The 14,528-nt window shown below is 74.4% G+C and carries 12 protein-coding genes; 6 read left to right on the forward strand and 6 right to left on the reverse strand.

Annotated features, from left to right (window positions below):
• The 4 genes from ACFU7Y_RS08455 to ACFU7Y_RS08470 all read right to left on the reverse strand — a co-directional run.
• Positions 1 to 2,375 (reverse strand): nitrate- and nitrite sensing domain-containing protein (locus ACFU7Y_RS08455; RefSeq protein ID WP_380766930.1); only part of this gene is annotated, 2,375 nt, incomplete at its 3' end.
• A gap of 132 nt (positions 2,376 to 2,507) precedes the next feature.
• Positions 2,508 to 3,371 carry an MHYT domain-containing protein gene (locus ACFU7Y_RS08460; protein ID WP_224275265.1) on the reverse strand — a complete coding sequence of 288 codons (864 nt, stop codon included), beginning with the start codon at positions 3,369 to 3,371 and terminating at the stop codon, positions 2,508 to 2,510.
• A 369-nt stretch (positions 3,372 to 3,740) separates the two neighbouring features.
• Positions 3,741 to 5,156 carry a cytochrome P450 gene (locus ACFU7Y_RS08465; RefSeq protein WP_224275263.1) on the reverse strand — a complete coding sequence of 472 codons (1,416 nt, stop codon included), beginning with the start codon at positions 5,154 to 5,156 and terminating at the stop codon, positions 3,741 to 3,743.
• Between the two features lie 121 nt (positions 5,157 to 5,277).
• Positions 5,278 to 6,345, reverse strand: a complete 1,068-nt coding sequence (locus tag ACFU7Y_RS08470; RefSeq protein ID WP_380766932.1) for an RNA ligase (ATP) — start codon at positions 6,343 to 6,345, stop codon at positions 5,278 to 5,280.
• 407 nt (positions 6,346 to 6,752) lie between these two features.
• Between ACFU7Y_RS08470 and modA the strand changes: the two genes are divergently transcribed.
• The 3 genes from modA to ACFU7Y_RS08485 all read left to right on the forward strand — a co-directional run bounded on the left by modA (position 6,753) and on the right by ACFU7Y_RS08485 (position 9,728).
• Entirely contained in the window at positions 6,753 to 7,589 is an 837-nt protein-coding gene (gene modA / locus ACFU7Y_RS08475; RefSeq protein ID WP_224275258.1) for a molybdate ABC transporter substrate-binding protein, read from the forward strand.
• Positions 7,590 to 7,681: 92 nt separating this feature from the next.
• Complete coding sequence (locus ACFU7Y_RS08480) at positions 7,682 to 8,494, forward strand: ABC transporter permease (RefSeq protein WP_224275284.1); 813 nt, start codon at positions 7,682 to 7,684, stop codon at positions 8,492 to 8,494.
• Positions 8,495 to 8,651: 157 nt separating this feature from the next.
• Positions 8,652 to 9,728: an ABC transporter ATP-binding protein gene (locus tag ACFU7Y_RS08485; RefSeq protein ID WP_380766935.1), complete on the forward strand. Its 1,077-nt coding sequence runs from the start codon at positions 8,652 to 8,654 to the stop codon at positions 9,726 to 9,728.
• Between the two features lie 28 nt (positions 9,729 to 9,756).
• Here ACFU7Y_RS08485 and ACFU7Y_RS08490 read toward each other — a convergent pair whose 3' ends face one another.
• Complete coding sequence (locus ACFU7Y_RS08490; protein WP_224275254.1) at positions 9,757 to 10,416, reverse strand: response regulator transcription factor; 660 nt, start codon at positions 10,414 to 10,416, stop codon at positions 9,757 to 9,759.
• A 59-nt stretch (positions 10,417 to 10,475) separates the two neighbouring features.
• Complete coding sequence (locus tag ACFU7Y_RS08495; protein ID WP_224275251.1) at positions 10,476 to 11,792, reverse strand: sensor histidine kinase; 1,317 nt, start codon at positions 11,790 to 11,792, stop codon at positions 10,476 to 10,478.
• Between the two features lie 199 nt (positions 11,793 to 11,991).
• Between ACFU7Y_RS08495 and ACFU7Y_RS08500 the strand changes: the two genes are divergently transcribed.
• From ACFU7Y_RS08500 to ACFU7Y_RS08510, 3 genes are read left to right on the forward strand one after another with little or no spacing between them, the layout of a single operon-like run.
• On the forward strand, positions 11,992 to 12,909 hold the full coding sequence (locus ACFU7Y_RS08500; RefSeq protein WP_224275248.1) for an ABC transporter ATP-binding protein: 918 nt from the start codon (positions 11,992 to 11,994) through the stop codon (positions 12,907 to 12,909).
• Positions 12,906 to 13,703: a hypothetical protein gene (locus tag ACFU7Y_RS08505; protein ID WP_224275247.1), complete on the forward strand. Its 798-nt coding sequence runs from the start codon at positions 12,906 to 12,908 to the stop codon at positions 13,701 to 13,703. The genes ACFU7Y_RS08500 and ACFU7Y_RS08505 overlap by 4 nt, the downstream gene beginning before the upstream one ends.
• Before the next feature lie 29 nt (positions 13,704 to 13,732).
• Positions 13,733 to 14,476 (forward strand): hypothetical protein, encoded by a 744-nt coding sequence (locus ACFU7Y_RS08510; protein ID WP_224275245.1) that lies wholly within the window; start codon positions 13,733 to 13,735, stop codon positions 14,474 to 14,476.
• The last annotated feature ends 52 nt before the right edge of the window (positions 14,477 to 14,528 follow it).

A 14,528-nucleotide genomic window follows, 5' to 3' on the forward strand; every position in this document is an offset into this window, starting at 1 on the left:
CTGCCCCGGGCGCCGAACGGCAGCAGCGCCCCGCCCTCCGGCGGCGGCCCACCCGCCGCCGGAAGCCCGTCATCCCCCCTGCCCCGCGGGTGCTCCCGGTACCTCGGATCGCCGGTCGGACCGCCGGTCGGACCGCCGGTCGGGCTGCCGGTCGGGTCGCTGCTCGGACCACCCGTCGGGCCCTCCGCGTGACCGTGCACCGGCGCGAACTCCGGCTCCGGGCCGCCCTGCTGCGCCCGCTCGGTGAACACCGGCTCCGCGGGCCCCACCCCGACCACCGCGCCATCCGACATCGCTGCGGGCGGCGCGGGCGCGACCGGTTCGAAGCCGTACCGCAGGTCCTCCGGATCCACCGCCGCCGCTTCGTCGGCCAGCAGCGTGGTCGGCAGCAGGACCACCGCCGTGGTGCCGCCGTACGCGGAGGTCACCAGCGAGACCTTGACGTCCTGCCGTCGGGCGAGCCGGCTGACCACGAACAGGCCGAGCCGGTCGCTGTCGAAGAGGTCGGCCTGCTCGGCCGCGGCGATCCGGCGATTGGCCGAGGCCAGCACCTCCGGGCCCATGCCGAGGCCGCGGTCCTCGATCTCCAGCGCGAAGCCGTTGCCGACCCGTTCGCCCCGGATGTGCACCCGGGTGTGCGGCGGGGAGAACCCGGTGGCGTTCTCGACGAGTTCGGCCACCAGGTGGGTGAGGTCGGCGACGGCGTGGCCGACCACGGCGGCCCGCGGCAGCGGATGCACCTCGACCCGGGCGTACTCCTCGACCTCCGAGACGGCCGCGCGCACCACGTCCACCAGCGGGACGGGCCGGCGCCAACCCCGGCCGGGGGCCGCCCCGGAGAGGATGATCAGGCCCTCGGCGTGCCGGCGCATCCGGGTGGTGAGGTGGTCCAGCCGGAACAGGTCGGCCAGCTCGGACGGGTCGTCGGTGCGGCGCTCCATAGCGTCCAGCAGCGTGAGTTGGCGGTGTACCAGGACCTGGCTGCGGCGCGCGAGGTTGACGAACACCCCGGAGACCCCGGAGAGCACCTCGGCCCGTTCCACGGCCGCCGTGACGGCCGCCCGCTGGACGGTGCCCAGCGCCCGGTGCACCTGGCCGATCTCGTCGCCCCGCTCCACCGGTCCGGGCGCCTCGGCCTCGATGTCCACCTCCTCTCCCGCGCGCAACTTCCGCATGGTCGCCGGGAGTTTGCGGCCGGCGAGCTCAAGTGCGGAGTTGCGCAGGCCGATCAGCTCGGTGACCAGCCCTCGCCCGATCTGCACCGAGATCACCAGTGAGGCCACCACGCCGACCAGACCGAGCAGCACGGCCGTCCCCGCCGGGGTGAACAGGCCCAGGGCATAGGGGTCCTGGCGCTCGGCGGCGATCCGTCCGGCCTGGTCCTCGACGGTCCGCAGGGCGCCGGCCACCTTGCCTGCGACCATCGCCCAGCGGTCGGCCGGCACCACCGCGACCGCCGTCCGGCCGTCGGCGGCCGTCCGCACCTTGTCCTCGTACCCGGCCAGCTCGCGGTGGTCCTGGCCGCCGGTGACGGCGAGCAGCGCCTCCCGGTCGACGGGACCCAGGTCGGCGGCGGCGCCCCGCTCGAACTCGCGCCGGGCGAAGGCCGCGCCGGAGAACTCCCGCAGCTGGTCGTCGCCGAGCCCGCCGGACAGCTGGGCGGCGCGCAGCAGCGCGTCCTCGCGGGCGAGCAGCTCGCGGGACCGGGCCAGCTCCAGCAGCACCCGCGCGTCGGCGGCCACCTGGCGGTCCTGGAACGGCGTGACGGCACCGGCGGCGGCGAGCGCCCGGTCCACCGCCTCGCCGTACACGGCGTACGCCTCGGGCCAGCCGACGCTCCTGGCCAGGACCCGGTCGCGCAGTGCGGGCAGGGCGGCGAGCGAGCTGCCGAGGGCGTCCAGCCGGGCGGCCGCGTCACCGGCCAGGCCCTGGGCGTCGGCACGGTTGTAGCCCCGGTCGGGGTGGCGGGCGTCCGGGAACAGCGGGGTGAGCGCCCGGTCGGTGACCGCCGCCGTCTCGCGCAGGGTGCTCTCCCGGGCGGCGGTGGGGGCGGTCGCCGGGGCGGCCAGCAGCTGACCGACGGCAGTGCGTTCGGCCTGCAGCCCGGCGACCGTCTCGGCGACGGGGGTGAGCAGCGTGCGCTGGGCGTCGCGCTGGCGCAGCAGGTCCCAAACACCCTGGGCGGTGGTGACGGTGGCGAACCCCCACAGGGCGATGACGGAGACGACCGGGACCATCAGCAGGGCGATGATCCGGGCGCGGACGGTCCGTGGACGCAGCCCACGCAGCCACGGGCCGGGGCGCGGCGGACGGGCGGGCGGCCCGGCATGGGCACCCCGACGGGCACCGGGGGCGGCACCGCGGTCATCTCGCATGGGTGAGGAGCCTTTCGGGCGGGGAGAGCGGGAGGGCGGGGAAGCGGGAGGTGGAGGCGCAGACGGGGCGGGCGGAGGCGGGGAAGGCACCGGCGGGGTGGGCGTGCGGTTCGGGCGGCCTGGGGGTGTGGCTCAGGCGGCGTGGTCATGCCACTGCGCGCCGTGGTGCCCGGCCTCGGCCGGGGCGGGCCTGGGCCGGGCGGGCTCGGGGTGCGGGTGCGTGCCGGGGAAGTCCTCGACGACCGGCTCGCCCGCCTCCCGGTAGCCGGCCCGTTCCTGGGCGGTCGGTGAGAGCGCCACGAACGCCGAGGCGAGGAAGAGGAACGAGCCGAGGCCGACGGCGAGCGGAAAGACGAACTCCATCGGGCTGGCCCCGCCGAGACCGGTCCGGGTCGGCTCCAGCTGGACGTGGATGGCGGCCATGCCGGTGTAGTGCATGCAGCTGACGGCGAGGCCCATGGCCATCGCGGCGGCCGCGGCCGCGTACACGTTACGGATGGTGACGGCGGCCCAGAGCGCGGCGGTGGCCGCGCCGACCGCGACCAGCACGGACAGCGCGACCGTCGCGGCGTCGTAGTGCAGCCCGCCGTGCATCCGGACGGCGGCCATGCCCAGGTAGTGCATCGCGGCAACGCCGAGGCCGGTGGTGACGCCACCGGACAGCAGGGAGAGACCGCGGTGCCGGCCGTAGCAGACCACGGTCAGGCCGAGGCCGGTGACCAGCACCGCGACCGCGAGGCTGAGGACGGTCAGCGGGACGTTGTAGCGCAGCTCGGTACCGTCGACGGTGAAGCCGAACATGGCGACGAAGTGCATGGTCCAGATGCCGGAACCGATCGCGGCGGCGGCCGTCATCAGCCAGTTCCTCCGGGCCGGGCCGCTCGCGGCCAGGCCTCGCAGCGTGCAGCGCAGCCCGAGGGCGGCGCCGGCGCAGGCCATCAGGTACGAGAGGGCAGGCGTCAGCCAGCCGAGGCTGAGGTGGTTCAGGGTGCCCATGGGACCTCCGGTCGACCGGTCGGGCCCGGGGGCGGTGCGCCCGGGCTCCCCGGGCCGGGCGGACTGCATACGAATGGCATATGCCAACCGCATGTGCGCTTCCGGTCTGGGGTGCCTGGGACGCTATCGAGGGGCCGGAATCGCCCAGACAAAGATCCGAAAAGCTGCCCGCAGGACGAGAGCGATGTGTTCGAATGGCCCTGTCGTATGCCCAGTGGGCGGCGAGCGGCGGACAACTCACAGGTGACGGCACACGACCGGCAGCGGACAGATAACAGAGTTTGAAATCTGTCACCTGTCCGCTGAACTCCGTCCGTCGCACTCTGTCGCCTCCCGGCTGCCTACCGGCTTTCTGCTGCCTGCCGCCTGTCAGCCGGCCGCCGTCACCCGAATCCGCATCGGGCTCGCCGCCCGCAGCGTGATCGCCTGCGCGAGCGCCACCCGCCGGTCCACCGCCTCCACCTCGAAGTCCCGCAGCAGCACCCCCAGCGTCAGCACCGCCTCCAGCATCGAGAAGTGCTGCCCGATGCAGGCCCGCGGCCCGCCGCCGAACGGGAACCAGGCGTAGCGGTGCCGGGCCTGCTCGGCCTCCGGCAGGAAGCGGTCCGGGTCGAACCGCTCCGGGTCCACCCAGTGGTCCGGGTGCCGGTGGGTGACCAGCGGCGCGACGACGACCTGCGCCCCGGCCGGGATCACGTACCCGTCGATGACGGTCTCCGCGACCGCCCGCCGCCCGCCCAGGGCCGCCGACGGGTAGAGCCGCATGGCCTCCTTCAACACCCGGGTGATGTACGGCAGCGCGTCCAGGTCCGCCGCCGTCGGCGCCCGCCCGGCCAGGACGGTCCGTGCCTCCTCCCGGGCGAGCCGCCGGTGCTCGGGGTGGATCGCCAGCAGGTGCAGCGCGAAGGCCAGCGCGGTGGCCGTGGTCTCGTGCCCGGCGAGCAGGAACACCAGGACCTGGTCGCGGAGTTCGCCCGGGTCCAGCCGATCGCCGTTGTCGTCGCGGGCCCGCCCGAGCAGGGTGAGCAGGTCGTCCACGTCCTCGTCGCCGCCGCGCGCGGCCCGTTCGGCGATGATCCGGTCGCAGACCCCGTACAGCGCCCGCTGGGCCGCGGCACCGCGCCGGTTGGCCGGGGTCGGCCAGGTGCGCGGGAGGCGGACCGGAGCGTAGCCGCGCTCCGCCACGTACTCGCCGAGCACCGGGAAGCTGTGGTGCACCACCGCCACCGCCTCCTCCACGTCGGCGCCGAACAGGATGCGCGCGACCGCCCGCAACGCGAACCGGGACATCTCCTCGGCCGCGTCCACCACCCCGCCGGGCACCGCCCGCCAGCGCTCGGTGAGCGACTGCGCCTCCTGCGCGAGCGCGCCGGCGTAGCCGTCCACCCGGCGCCGGGTGAACAGCGGCTGCATCATTCGGCGTTGGCGCTGGTAGTCGGCGTCCTGGCTGGTCAGCAGCCCGTTGCCGACGCTGGTCCGCAGCTCGTCGTAGAAGGAGTTCTCCTTGCGGAAGTTGGCCGCCTCGCCGGCCAGCACCTGGCGGACGCCATCCGGCGAGAACACCCCGTAGAAGTCGGCCCGCAGCCCGGGCGGCCCGGCCTGGAAGCGCACCACGTCGCCGTGGTCGCGGCGGGCCGCGAGGTAGCTGCGCAGCGGGCGGCGGGTGAGGTCGAACAGCGATCCGACCAGGCGGTTCCCGGCCGGGACGGGTATCGCGGAGGTGGGGGCGGGCACGGGGCCGCGGACGGGAGCGGGAACGGGGACGGGGACGACTTCGGTGGCCATCGGCACTCCTTCTGTCCAGGGATGCGCCCGCCGGCCCTACCGACGGGCGGCCGGCACCCGAAAGGAGCCGCGCCCGGACCCGCCGGCCGGGCCGGCCTGCCCGGCCGGATCCGGACCCGTCTCACTCGTATTCGGTGCCCCCCTTACGGGTCAGGTAAGCGTCACCAACCACCTTGGCGATCGCCCGGCCGCCGAGCACCGGGCTCCAGCGCTCGGTGACCGGCCGCACCACGACACCCTCCCGCAGGTGCAGTTCACGTCCTGAGACGGTCTCCTTGCCCCGGGCGAACCCCAGCACGGTCTCCGGGTCGAACGGCCCGCGCCACAGCTCGGGCACCAGTGGCAGTTCCCCGTCCAACAGTTCGGCCGCCGACAGCCAGTTCAGCTGTCCGTCCACCAGGGCCGACACGTCGAAGGCCGCGTAGCCGGGCCGCTCGGTACGCGCCGAGGCGCCGTAGCCCAGGTCCTGCACGCCTTCGCCGAACACCTCACCGAAGATGCCGACCCGCTCGGCCCCGAGGCGCTCCGCCAGCCGGGCCGCCACCGCCGGGATGTCGTACGCGCGCACCGCCCGCCAGTACAGGTTGCGCGCGTCCTCGACCAGCGCCAGCCCCCGCGCGCCGATGCCCTTGGACGACACCTGCACCTCGCCGGTGGCGGCGAAGTACGTGACCAGGCAGCAGCTGCCGTGCAGCTTCTCGGTCAGCACCACCGGCTCGCCCGGCTCGAAGGCGTCGGGGTAGCGCTTGAGGTTCTCGATGTCCACCCAGGGCAGCAGGTCCGGCGCGCTGACCACGTCACCGCTCATCGACGTCGGCACCGGCGGCTGCCACTTGGCGACCCCGAGCAGTTCGCCGAAGTCCTCGCCGCGCTCGGCCGCGGCGGCCAGGTCGGTGCCGGCGAGCGCGACGGGCCGGCAGACGATGCCCTGGGACAGCTCGCCGCGCAGCCGTACGGCCTTCACCCGGTTCGCCCGGGCGCCGGCCAGCTTGCCGGTCAGCCCCAGCTCCTCGATCAACTCCTCGGGCAGGACGGACTGTTCCGGGATGTAGACGGCGTGGTCTCCGGTCCGGTACATGCCCTTCGCGACCACCGCCCGGTAGAGGCCGACCTGGGCGAGCTCCAGGGCATCGGCGTTCGGGTGCTCCAGGATGATCAGCTTCTCGGCGGTGACGCGCAGCGTGGACATGGACGGACTCCTCCCCTTGGTTCGGCCGCGGCGGTGCATCCGACCGACCCGGCCGCGTGTACGGACGGTGACCACTCTGGCCGCCCGGCCGCCCGCGGCGCGACGCAATTTCCGCACGCCCCTACCGCCCCCGGCACCTGCACCACGCCCACCAGCCGCACCACCCCCACCAGCCGCCGCCCACCGCCCGCCGCCCGCCGCCCGCCGCCCGCCGCCCGCACAGGCCGCCCCCGTCAGGCACGTTCGAGCCATCCCACAGCAGACCGGAGGCCCGCACCCGCCCGCTCCGGTGCAAACCGACAGGGGATTTATCGCTCGCATTTGCGGCACTATGATCGCCGTAATGGCCGCACCTGCGACCAGTCCCTCGCGCCCCTTCCGGCGCGCACCCCGGAGGGGAAGCACCGATGAGCACCCGTACGCCCGCCACCCGCAGACTCGCCGTCGCCGCCGCTGCGGCCCTCGCCCTCGGCCTCGGGGTCACCGCCTGCGGCAGCGACGGCGGCAAGTCCTCCGGTTCCCCGGGCTCCTCGAACGCCTCCGCCGCCGGCAGCGGCGTCCCGAAGGCCTCCGGCACCATCACCGTCTTCGCCGCCGCCTCGCTCAAGGAGACCTTCACCGAGCTCGGCAAGAAGTTCGAGGCCGCCAATCCGGGCACCAAGGTCACCTTCAACTTCGGCGGCAGCTCCAGCCTCGCCACCAGCATCAACTCCGGCGCCCCGGCCGACGTGTTCGCCGCCGCCAGCCCGGCCACCATGAAGACCGTGACGGACGCGGGCGGCGCCGCCGGACAGCCGGCGACCTTCGTCAAGAACACGCTCACCATCGCCGTCCCCAAGGGCAACCCCAAGCACGTCGCGGGCCTCAAGGACCTCACCGCCTCCGGTGTGAAGGTCGCCCTGTGTGCCAAGGAGGTGCCGTGCGGCGCCGCCGCCCAGACCGCACTCAAGGCCGCCGGCGTCGACCTCACCCCCGTCACCCTGGAGCAGGACGTCAAGGGCGCGCTCACCAAGGTCGAACTCGGCGAGGTCGACGCCTCCCTGGTGTACCGGACCGATGTGCAGGCCGATGCCGCGAAGATCGACGGTGTGGACTTTCCCGAGGCCGACAAGGCCGTGAACGACTATCCGATCGCCGCGCTCGCCAAGGCGCCGAACAAGGACGGCGGCGCCGCCTTCGTCGCGTACGTCCAGTCGCCCGAGGCCAAGCAGGTGCTGACCGCGGCGGGCTTCCAGGCACCGTGAGCGACCGCACCACCGGCCTCGGGAAGAACCGCCCGGACCGGGACCACCAGTCGCGGACCGCCGGCAGCGGCCCGGCAGGACCGGCGCAGCCCCTGCCGCGCCGCCGCCCGCGCCACCGCCCGGGCACGCACCGCGTCCCGGTCACCCTGCTGCTCCCGGCGCTTCTCGGACTGGCGTTCCTGATCCTGCCGCTGGTCGGGCTGCTGATCCGGGCGCCGTGGAGCGGCCTGTCCGCCCAGCTCACCAGCACCGCCGTGTGGGACGCGCTGCGCCTGTCACTGATCAGCGCGACCGCGGCCACCGCGGTGTCGCTGGTCCTCGGTGTCCCGCTGGCCTGGCTGCTCGCCCGCACCGAGCTGCCGGGCCGCCGGGTGATCCGGGCTCTGGTCACCCTGCCGCTGGTGCTGCCGCCGGTGGTCGGCGGCGTGGCGCTGCTGCTGGCACTCGGGCGGCGCGGCATCGTCGGCTCCTGGCTGGACTCGGCCTTCGGCATCACGCTGCCGTTCACCACCACCGGGGTCGTGATCGCCGAGGCGTTCGTGGCGATGCCGTTCCTGGTGATCAGCGTCGAGGGTGCGCTGCGGGCCGCCGACCCCCGCTACGAGGAGGCCGCCGCGACCCTGGGCGCCTCCCGGCTGACCGCGTTCCGGCGGGTCACCCTGCCCCTGATCGCTCCGGGGATCGCCGCCGGGGCCGTGCTGGCCTGGGCCCGGGCGCTCGGCGAGTTCGGCGCGACGATCACCTTCGCGGGCAACTTCCCGGGCCGCACCCAGACCATGCCGCTGGCCGTCTACCTGGCCATGGAGTCCGACCCGCAGGCGGCGATCGCGCTGTCGCTGGTGCTCCTGGTGGTCTCCGTGGCCGTCCTGGTCGGCCTGCGCGACCGCTGGCTGTCGACGCCATGACCCCGCCCGCACGCGGCCCCTCGGACGCCACCTCGGGCGCCACCTCGCCCGTACGCGCCGCCTCGGAAGCCTTCTCGGGCATCGCCTCGGGCGCGGTTGCGGACGCGCCCCCGGCCACTCTGTCGGACACTCCCCCGGAAACCTGGACGCTGCCCCGATGAGCACCGAAAACCTCTCCGGCCCCGCCCTGGACGCCCGTCTGCGGGTCGAGCGCGCCGCGTTCGCCCTCGACCTCGCCCTCACCGCCGCCCCCGGCGAGGTGGTGGCGCTGCTCGGCCCCAACGGCGCCGGCAAGTCCACCGCCCTGCGCGCCCTCGCCGGACTGCTCCCGCTCACCGGCGGCCACCTGCGCCTGGACGGCCGCCTCCTGGAGGACCCGGCACAGCGCGTGCACACCCCGGCCGAGGAGCGCCCGGTCGGCGTGGTGTTCCAGGACTACCTGCTGTTCCCGCACCTCAGCGCACTCGACAACGTCGCCTTCGGCCCGCGCTGCCAGGGCCGCCCCAGGCGCGAGGCACGGGCCGAGGCGGCCGGCTGGCTGGAGCGGATGGGCCTGGCCGACCACGCCTCGGTCCGCCCCGGCCGGCTCTCCGGCGGCCAGGCCCAGCGGGTGGCGCTCGCCCGCGCCCTCGCCGTACGCCCCCGGCTGCTCCTGCTGGACGAACCGCTGGCCGCCCTGGACGCGCGCACCCGGCTCGACGTACGAGCCCAACTACGGCGGCACCTGGCCGAGTTCGAGGCGGTGGCGGTGCTGGTGACGCACGACCCGCTGGACGCCATGGTGCTGGCCGACCGGCTGGTGGTGATCGAGGACGGGCAGGAGGTGCAGTCCGGCAGCCCCGCGGAGGTCGCCCGGCGCCCGCGCACCGACTACATCGCCCGGCTGGTCGGGCTGAACCTGTACCAGGGCCGGGCCGAGGGCTCCCGGGTCACGCTCCCGGACGGAACGGTCCTGGCCACCACCGAGGAGCTGGACGGGCCGGCCTTCGTCGCCTTCCCGCCCTCCGCCGTGACGCTGTACCGGGAGCGCCCGCAGACCAGCGCGCGCAACCTGTGGAAGGTCGAGGTCACCGGGCTGGACCTGCACGGCGACCAGGTCCGCGCCGAGCTCGCCGGCGAGCTGCCGATGGCCGCCGACCTCACCCCGGCCGCCGTCGCCGAGCTGGAACTGGCGCCAGGCGTCGCGGTCTGGGCCTCGGTCAAGGCCGCCCAGACCCACGCCTACCCGGCCTGACAGCCACCGGAGGCATCACCTCGGCGGGTCACTCCGACGGCTCGACGAACCCCGACTCGTACGCAGCGATCACCGCCTGGGTGCGGTCCCGCGCACCCAGCTTCGCCAGCACGCTGCTGACGTGCGTCTTCACCGTCTGCACGCCGAGGAACAGCTTCTCGGCGATCTCCCCGTTGCTGAGGCCGCGCGCGACCAGTCGCAGCACCTCCGCCTCGCGCTCGGTCAGCGCCGCCCGCTCCATGGCCGCACGGGCGCTCGGGTTGCCGTGCCCGGCCGCCAGGCGGCGGATCGCAGCCGGGAACAGCAGCGACTCGCCCGCCGCCACCAGCCGCACCGCGTGGGCGATCTCGGCCGGGCGGGCGCGCTTGAGCAGGAAGCCGTCGGCGCCCGCGCGCAGCGCCTGGTAGACGTAGTCGTCGTTCTCGAAGGTGGTCACGACCAGGATCCGCGGGGGGCGTTCCCCCGGTGCTCCGGGGCGCAGCAGCTCGCGGGTGGCCGCCAGGCCGTCCAGCACCGGCATCCGGACGTCCATCAGCACCACCTGCGGGCGCAGTGCGCGGGCCAGGGCGACCGCCTCCGCGCCGTCGGCCGCCTCGCCGATCACCCGCAGGTCCCCCTGCACCTCCAGGACGGCCCGCAGGCCGGCCCGGACCAGCTCCTCGTCGTCGGCGAGCAGGATGTCCGTCATCCCGGCGGTTCCCCTGCCACGGCCTGCTGCATCGGAACCGGCCGCATCAAGATCGTTCGTCACGAGCCCAAGCGTAGGGGCAGCCGGACGGTCAGCACCCACTCTGCGTTCCCCTCCCCTGTCGGTCCTGCCGCCGACGTCGCCGAGGCCGCCGTCGCCCCTGCCGTCGCCTCCCCGCCGAGCAGCGTGGCACGCTCACGAATGCCGCGCAGCCCCTTGCCGCCCTTGCGCGTTGCTCCCCTGCCCGCCCCGCTCGCCGGGGGCCGCGCCGGGCCCGCCGGTGAACGTCCGGCGCCGGGCAGCCGGTTGGCGCAGCGCAGCTCCAACTGGCCCTCTCGTACGGCGATCCGGATGTCGACCGGTTCGCCGGGTGCGTACTTGAGCGCGTTGGTGACGCCCTCCTGGACGATCCGGTACGACTCGCGGGAGAGCACTCCGGGCAGGACCTCCGGCCGCACCTCGACCCGCGCCTCCACCGGGCTGCCGGCCGCCCGGACGGTGTCGAACAGTGCGGGTAGCTGGTCGATCCCGGGCTGTTCGGTGGCCACGCCGTTCGCCCCGGCCGGGGTCTCGCGCAGCAGCACGAGGGTCCGTTCGAGATCCTCCATGGCCTGCCGGCCGGTCTCCTCGATGACTTCGAGCGCCTTGGCGACGAAGGCCGGGTCCCCGACCTCGCGCGCCGCTCCGGCCTGGAGGACCGTCACCGTCAGCGCGTGTCCGATCGAGTCGTGCAGCTCCCGGGCCAACCGGTTGCGCTCCAACAGTCGTTCGGCCCGCAGCTCGGCCTCGGCCAGCCGCTCCGCCGGTGAGGGACCCAGCAGCCGTACGGCCATGGCGAGTTGGATTCGCCCGGCGAACACCAGGAACCAGCCGAAACCGAGCACCAGCACCGGGGAGAGCGGGAGGTACCAGAGCGCGTCCGAACCTGTCAGCCGGTCGTAGCACGCGGCGGCGCCGGAGGACAGCACCGACCCGACCACCTCGCCGAGCCCGACCCGGCCGATCAACCAGCCCGCCGTACGCCGCCGGTCGGCCCAGGTTCGGGAGGGCTCGGTGGCGATGTCCTCCTCCCGTTCGGGCACCAGCAGCAGCCGCGCCTGCACCCCTTCGGCACGCCGCACCGCCGGGACGAGGGCGACCACCGCGAGCAGCACGCAGTCCAGCGGGATGCTCGCCATCAGGATCTCGCCGAGGCTCTTGTGGTACGTCCCCGGATAGATCATCAGCACGACGCCGGCGAAGATCCACCCGACCAGCAGGTGCAGCAGCCGCGCGTACGTGACGCCGGACAGCAGCGGCGTGGTGAGCCTGGACACCGCACTCCCCGGCACGACGGTTCCGGACACCACGATCCTGAGCGCTGCGACCTTGGACATCGGGCCATCCTGCCAGGTCGCCCCCGGCTTCCGGCTCCCGCGCCGGTCGCCCGTGCTCTCCCTCCCGGGAGGGAGGCGGCTCCCCGCCCCGGCGGGATCCGCCGCACCGGCCCGCTCCGGTCGAATGGAGCCACCGCCCGGGGCCGACCACGGCGAACAGCGGCGGAGACCACCGACGACGAGACGAGGGGAGCGAGCCGTGATCGAGATCCAGGGCCTGACCAAGGAGTACGACGGCCGGCGCGTCGTCGACGACCTGACCTTCGAGGTCCGACCCGGCGTGGTGACCGGCTTCCTCGGCCCGAACGGCGCCGGCAAGAGCACCACCATGCGCCTGGTCCTCGGCCTCGACCGGCCGACCGCCGGACACGCCCTGGTCGGCGGCCGGCCCTACGTCGAACTCCCCGACCCGCTACGGACGGTCGGAGCGCTGCTGGACGCCCAGGCGCTGCACGGCGGCCGGACCGCGCACGGCCACCTGCGCTGGCTCGCCGCGAGCAACGGGCTGCCGGCGCGGCGGGTCGACGAGGTGCTCGGCCAGGTCGGCTTGGCGGACGCGGCCGGTCGGCGGATCCGGGGCTTCTCGCTCGGCATGCGCCAGCGTCTCGGGGTGGCCGCCTCGCTGCTCGGCGACCCGCCGGTGCTGCTGCTGGACGAGCCCGTGAACGGTCTGGACCCGGAGGGCATCCGCTGGATCCGCACCCTGCTGCGCGACCTGGCCGCCGAGGGCCGGGCGGTGCTGGTCTCCTCCCACCTGATGACCGAAATGGCGCTCACCGCCCACCACTTGGTGGTGATCGGGCGCGGCCGGCTGCTCGCCGACGCCGCCACCTCCGAGTTCATCGACCGCCACGGCCGGACCCGGATCAGGGTCCGCGCCGTCGACCCGACCAAGCTCGCCGCCCTGCTCGGTGACCCCGGCCATGGCCTCGACGCCACCGAAGTCGACGGCGGCGCCTGGGAGGTGAGCGGCGCCGAACCCGAGCGGATCGCCGCGCTCGCCGCCGCCGGCGGCGTGGTGCTGTACGAGATCGCTGTGCAACAGGACTCCCTGGAGGAAGCGTTCATGCGGATGACCGCCGACAGCGTCGAGTACCGCGCGGAGGCCGCCGCATGAACGCGCCGACGGCCCCGGCCGTGACGCCCGCCGTGACCCCAGTCGCGACTCCCGCCGTGACGCCCGCCGTCAATGCCTTCCGCGCCGAGCGGATCAAGCTCACCACCCTCCGCTCGCTCTGGGTCACCCCGCTGCTCGCCCTGGTGTTCACCGCCGGGGTCACCACAGCCGTCGGCGCGGCCCTCCGCGGCAAGGACCACAACCTCACCGACGACCCGAGCCTCGGAATCTTCTACGGGCTCAACTTCGGCCAGGCGGCCCTGACCTGCTTCGGCATCCTGTTGATCGGGCAGGAGTTCAACACCCGCATGATCGGCATCTCGCTCACCGCCGTCCCCCGGCGCGGCCGACTGTACGGCGCCAAGCTCGCGCTCGGCGCACTGGTCGGCCTCGCCGTCGGTGCACTCGGCACGGCGGGCTCCTTCGCCGGGTACGCGGCCACCGTCCCGGGCGCCTGGGACGGGCCGGCCCTCGCCCGCAGCGCCGCCGCCGGCGTGCTCTACCAGGCGCTGCTGGTGGTGTTCTGTCTCGGGGTGACCGCGCTGCTCGGCAACCTCACCGCCGCCATGGGGGTGCTGGTACCGACCGTCTTCCTGCTCTCGCCGCTGCTCGGCGGCGTGCCCGGGGTCCGCCGAGTGGTCCAGTTCCTGCCCGACCGGGCCGGCCAGTACGCCCTGCGGTACGCCGACGACCCGCAGGTCGTCTACGGCCACTGGACCGGACTGCTGATCACGGCGCTCTGGACGGCGCTGGCTGCATACGGCGGCCTGCGCGCCCTGCGGCGTACCAAGTGACATCGGGCGAAAAGGAGATGGGAGGAAGCATGAGCACGATGACCGACGCCCTGCGCGCCGAACGGGTCAAGTTCACCACTCTGCCCTCACAGTGGGCGGCCCCACTGGTCGCCCTGGCACTGACTGTCGGCATCACTGCGGCCGTCAGTGCCGCCTACGGGGCGAAGGACCACACGCCCGGCGAGGACCCGGCCGGCGGGATCTTCTACGGACTGCTCTTCGGTCACGTCGCGGTGGCCTGCCTCGGCATCCTGCTGATGGGGCAGGAGTTCAACACCCGCATGATCGGCGCTTCGCTCACCGCCGTCCCCCGGCGCGGCCGGCTGTACGGCGCCAAGCTCGCACTCGGCGCCGGGCTGGGCCTGCTGCTCGGGCCGGCCTCGACGGCGGGTTCGTTCCTGGCCGTCGGCACCACCGCCGGACTGGACCTCTCCACCCCGGGCCTGGCCCGCAGCTTCCTGGCCGGCGTGCTGTACCACCCGATGATGGTGCTGCTCTGCCTCGGACTGACCGCGATGCTGGGCAACTTCAGCGCCGCGCTCGGCCTGCTGACCCCGATGGTGTTCCTGGGCACCACCTGGCTGGCCGCCATCCCCGGTGTCCGCGAGCTCGGCCAGTTCCTGCCCGACCGGGCCGGGCTGTACGCGATGCGCACCCAGACCGAGCCGGGCATCCACTACGGCCACTGGACCGGGCTGCTGATCATGGCGCTCTGGACGGCGTCGGCGGTCTACGGCGGGTTGCGGGCGATGCGGCGGTACGAACACAGCTGACGGCCGGCAAGGAACAGCGTTCCCCGGCGACTGTCAGCTGCCGTCCGCCACA

The organism is Kitasatospora sp. NPDC057542, assembly GCF_042801945.1.
Classification (GTDB): Bacteria; Actinomycetota; Actinomycetes; order Streptomycetales; family Streptomycetaceae; genus Kitasatospora.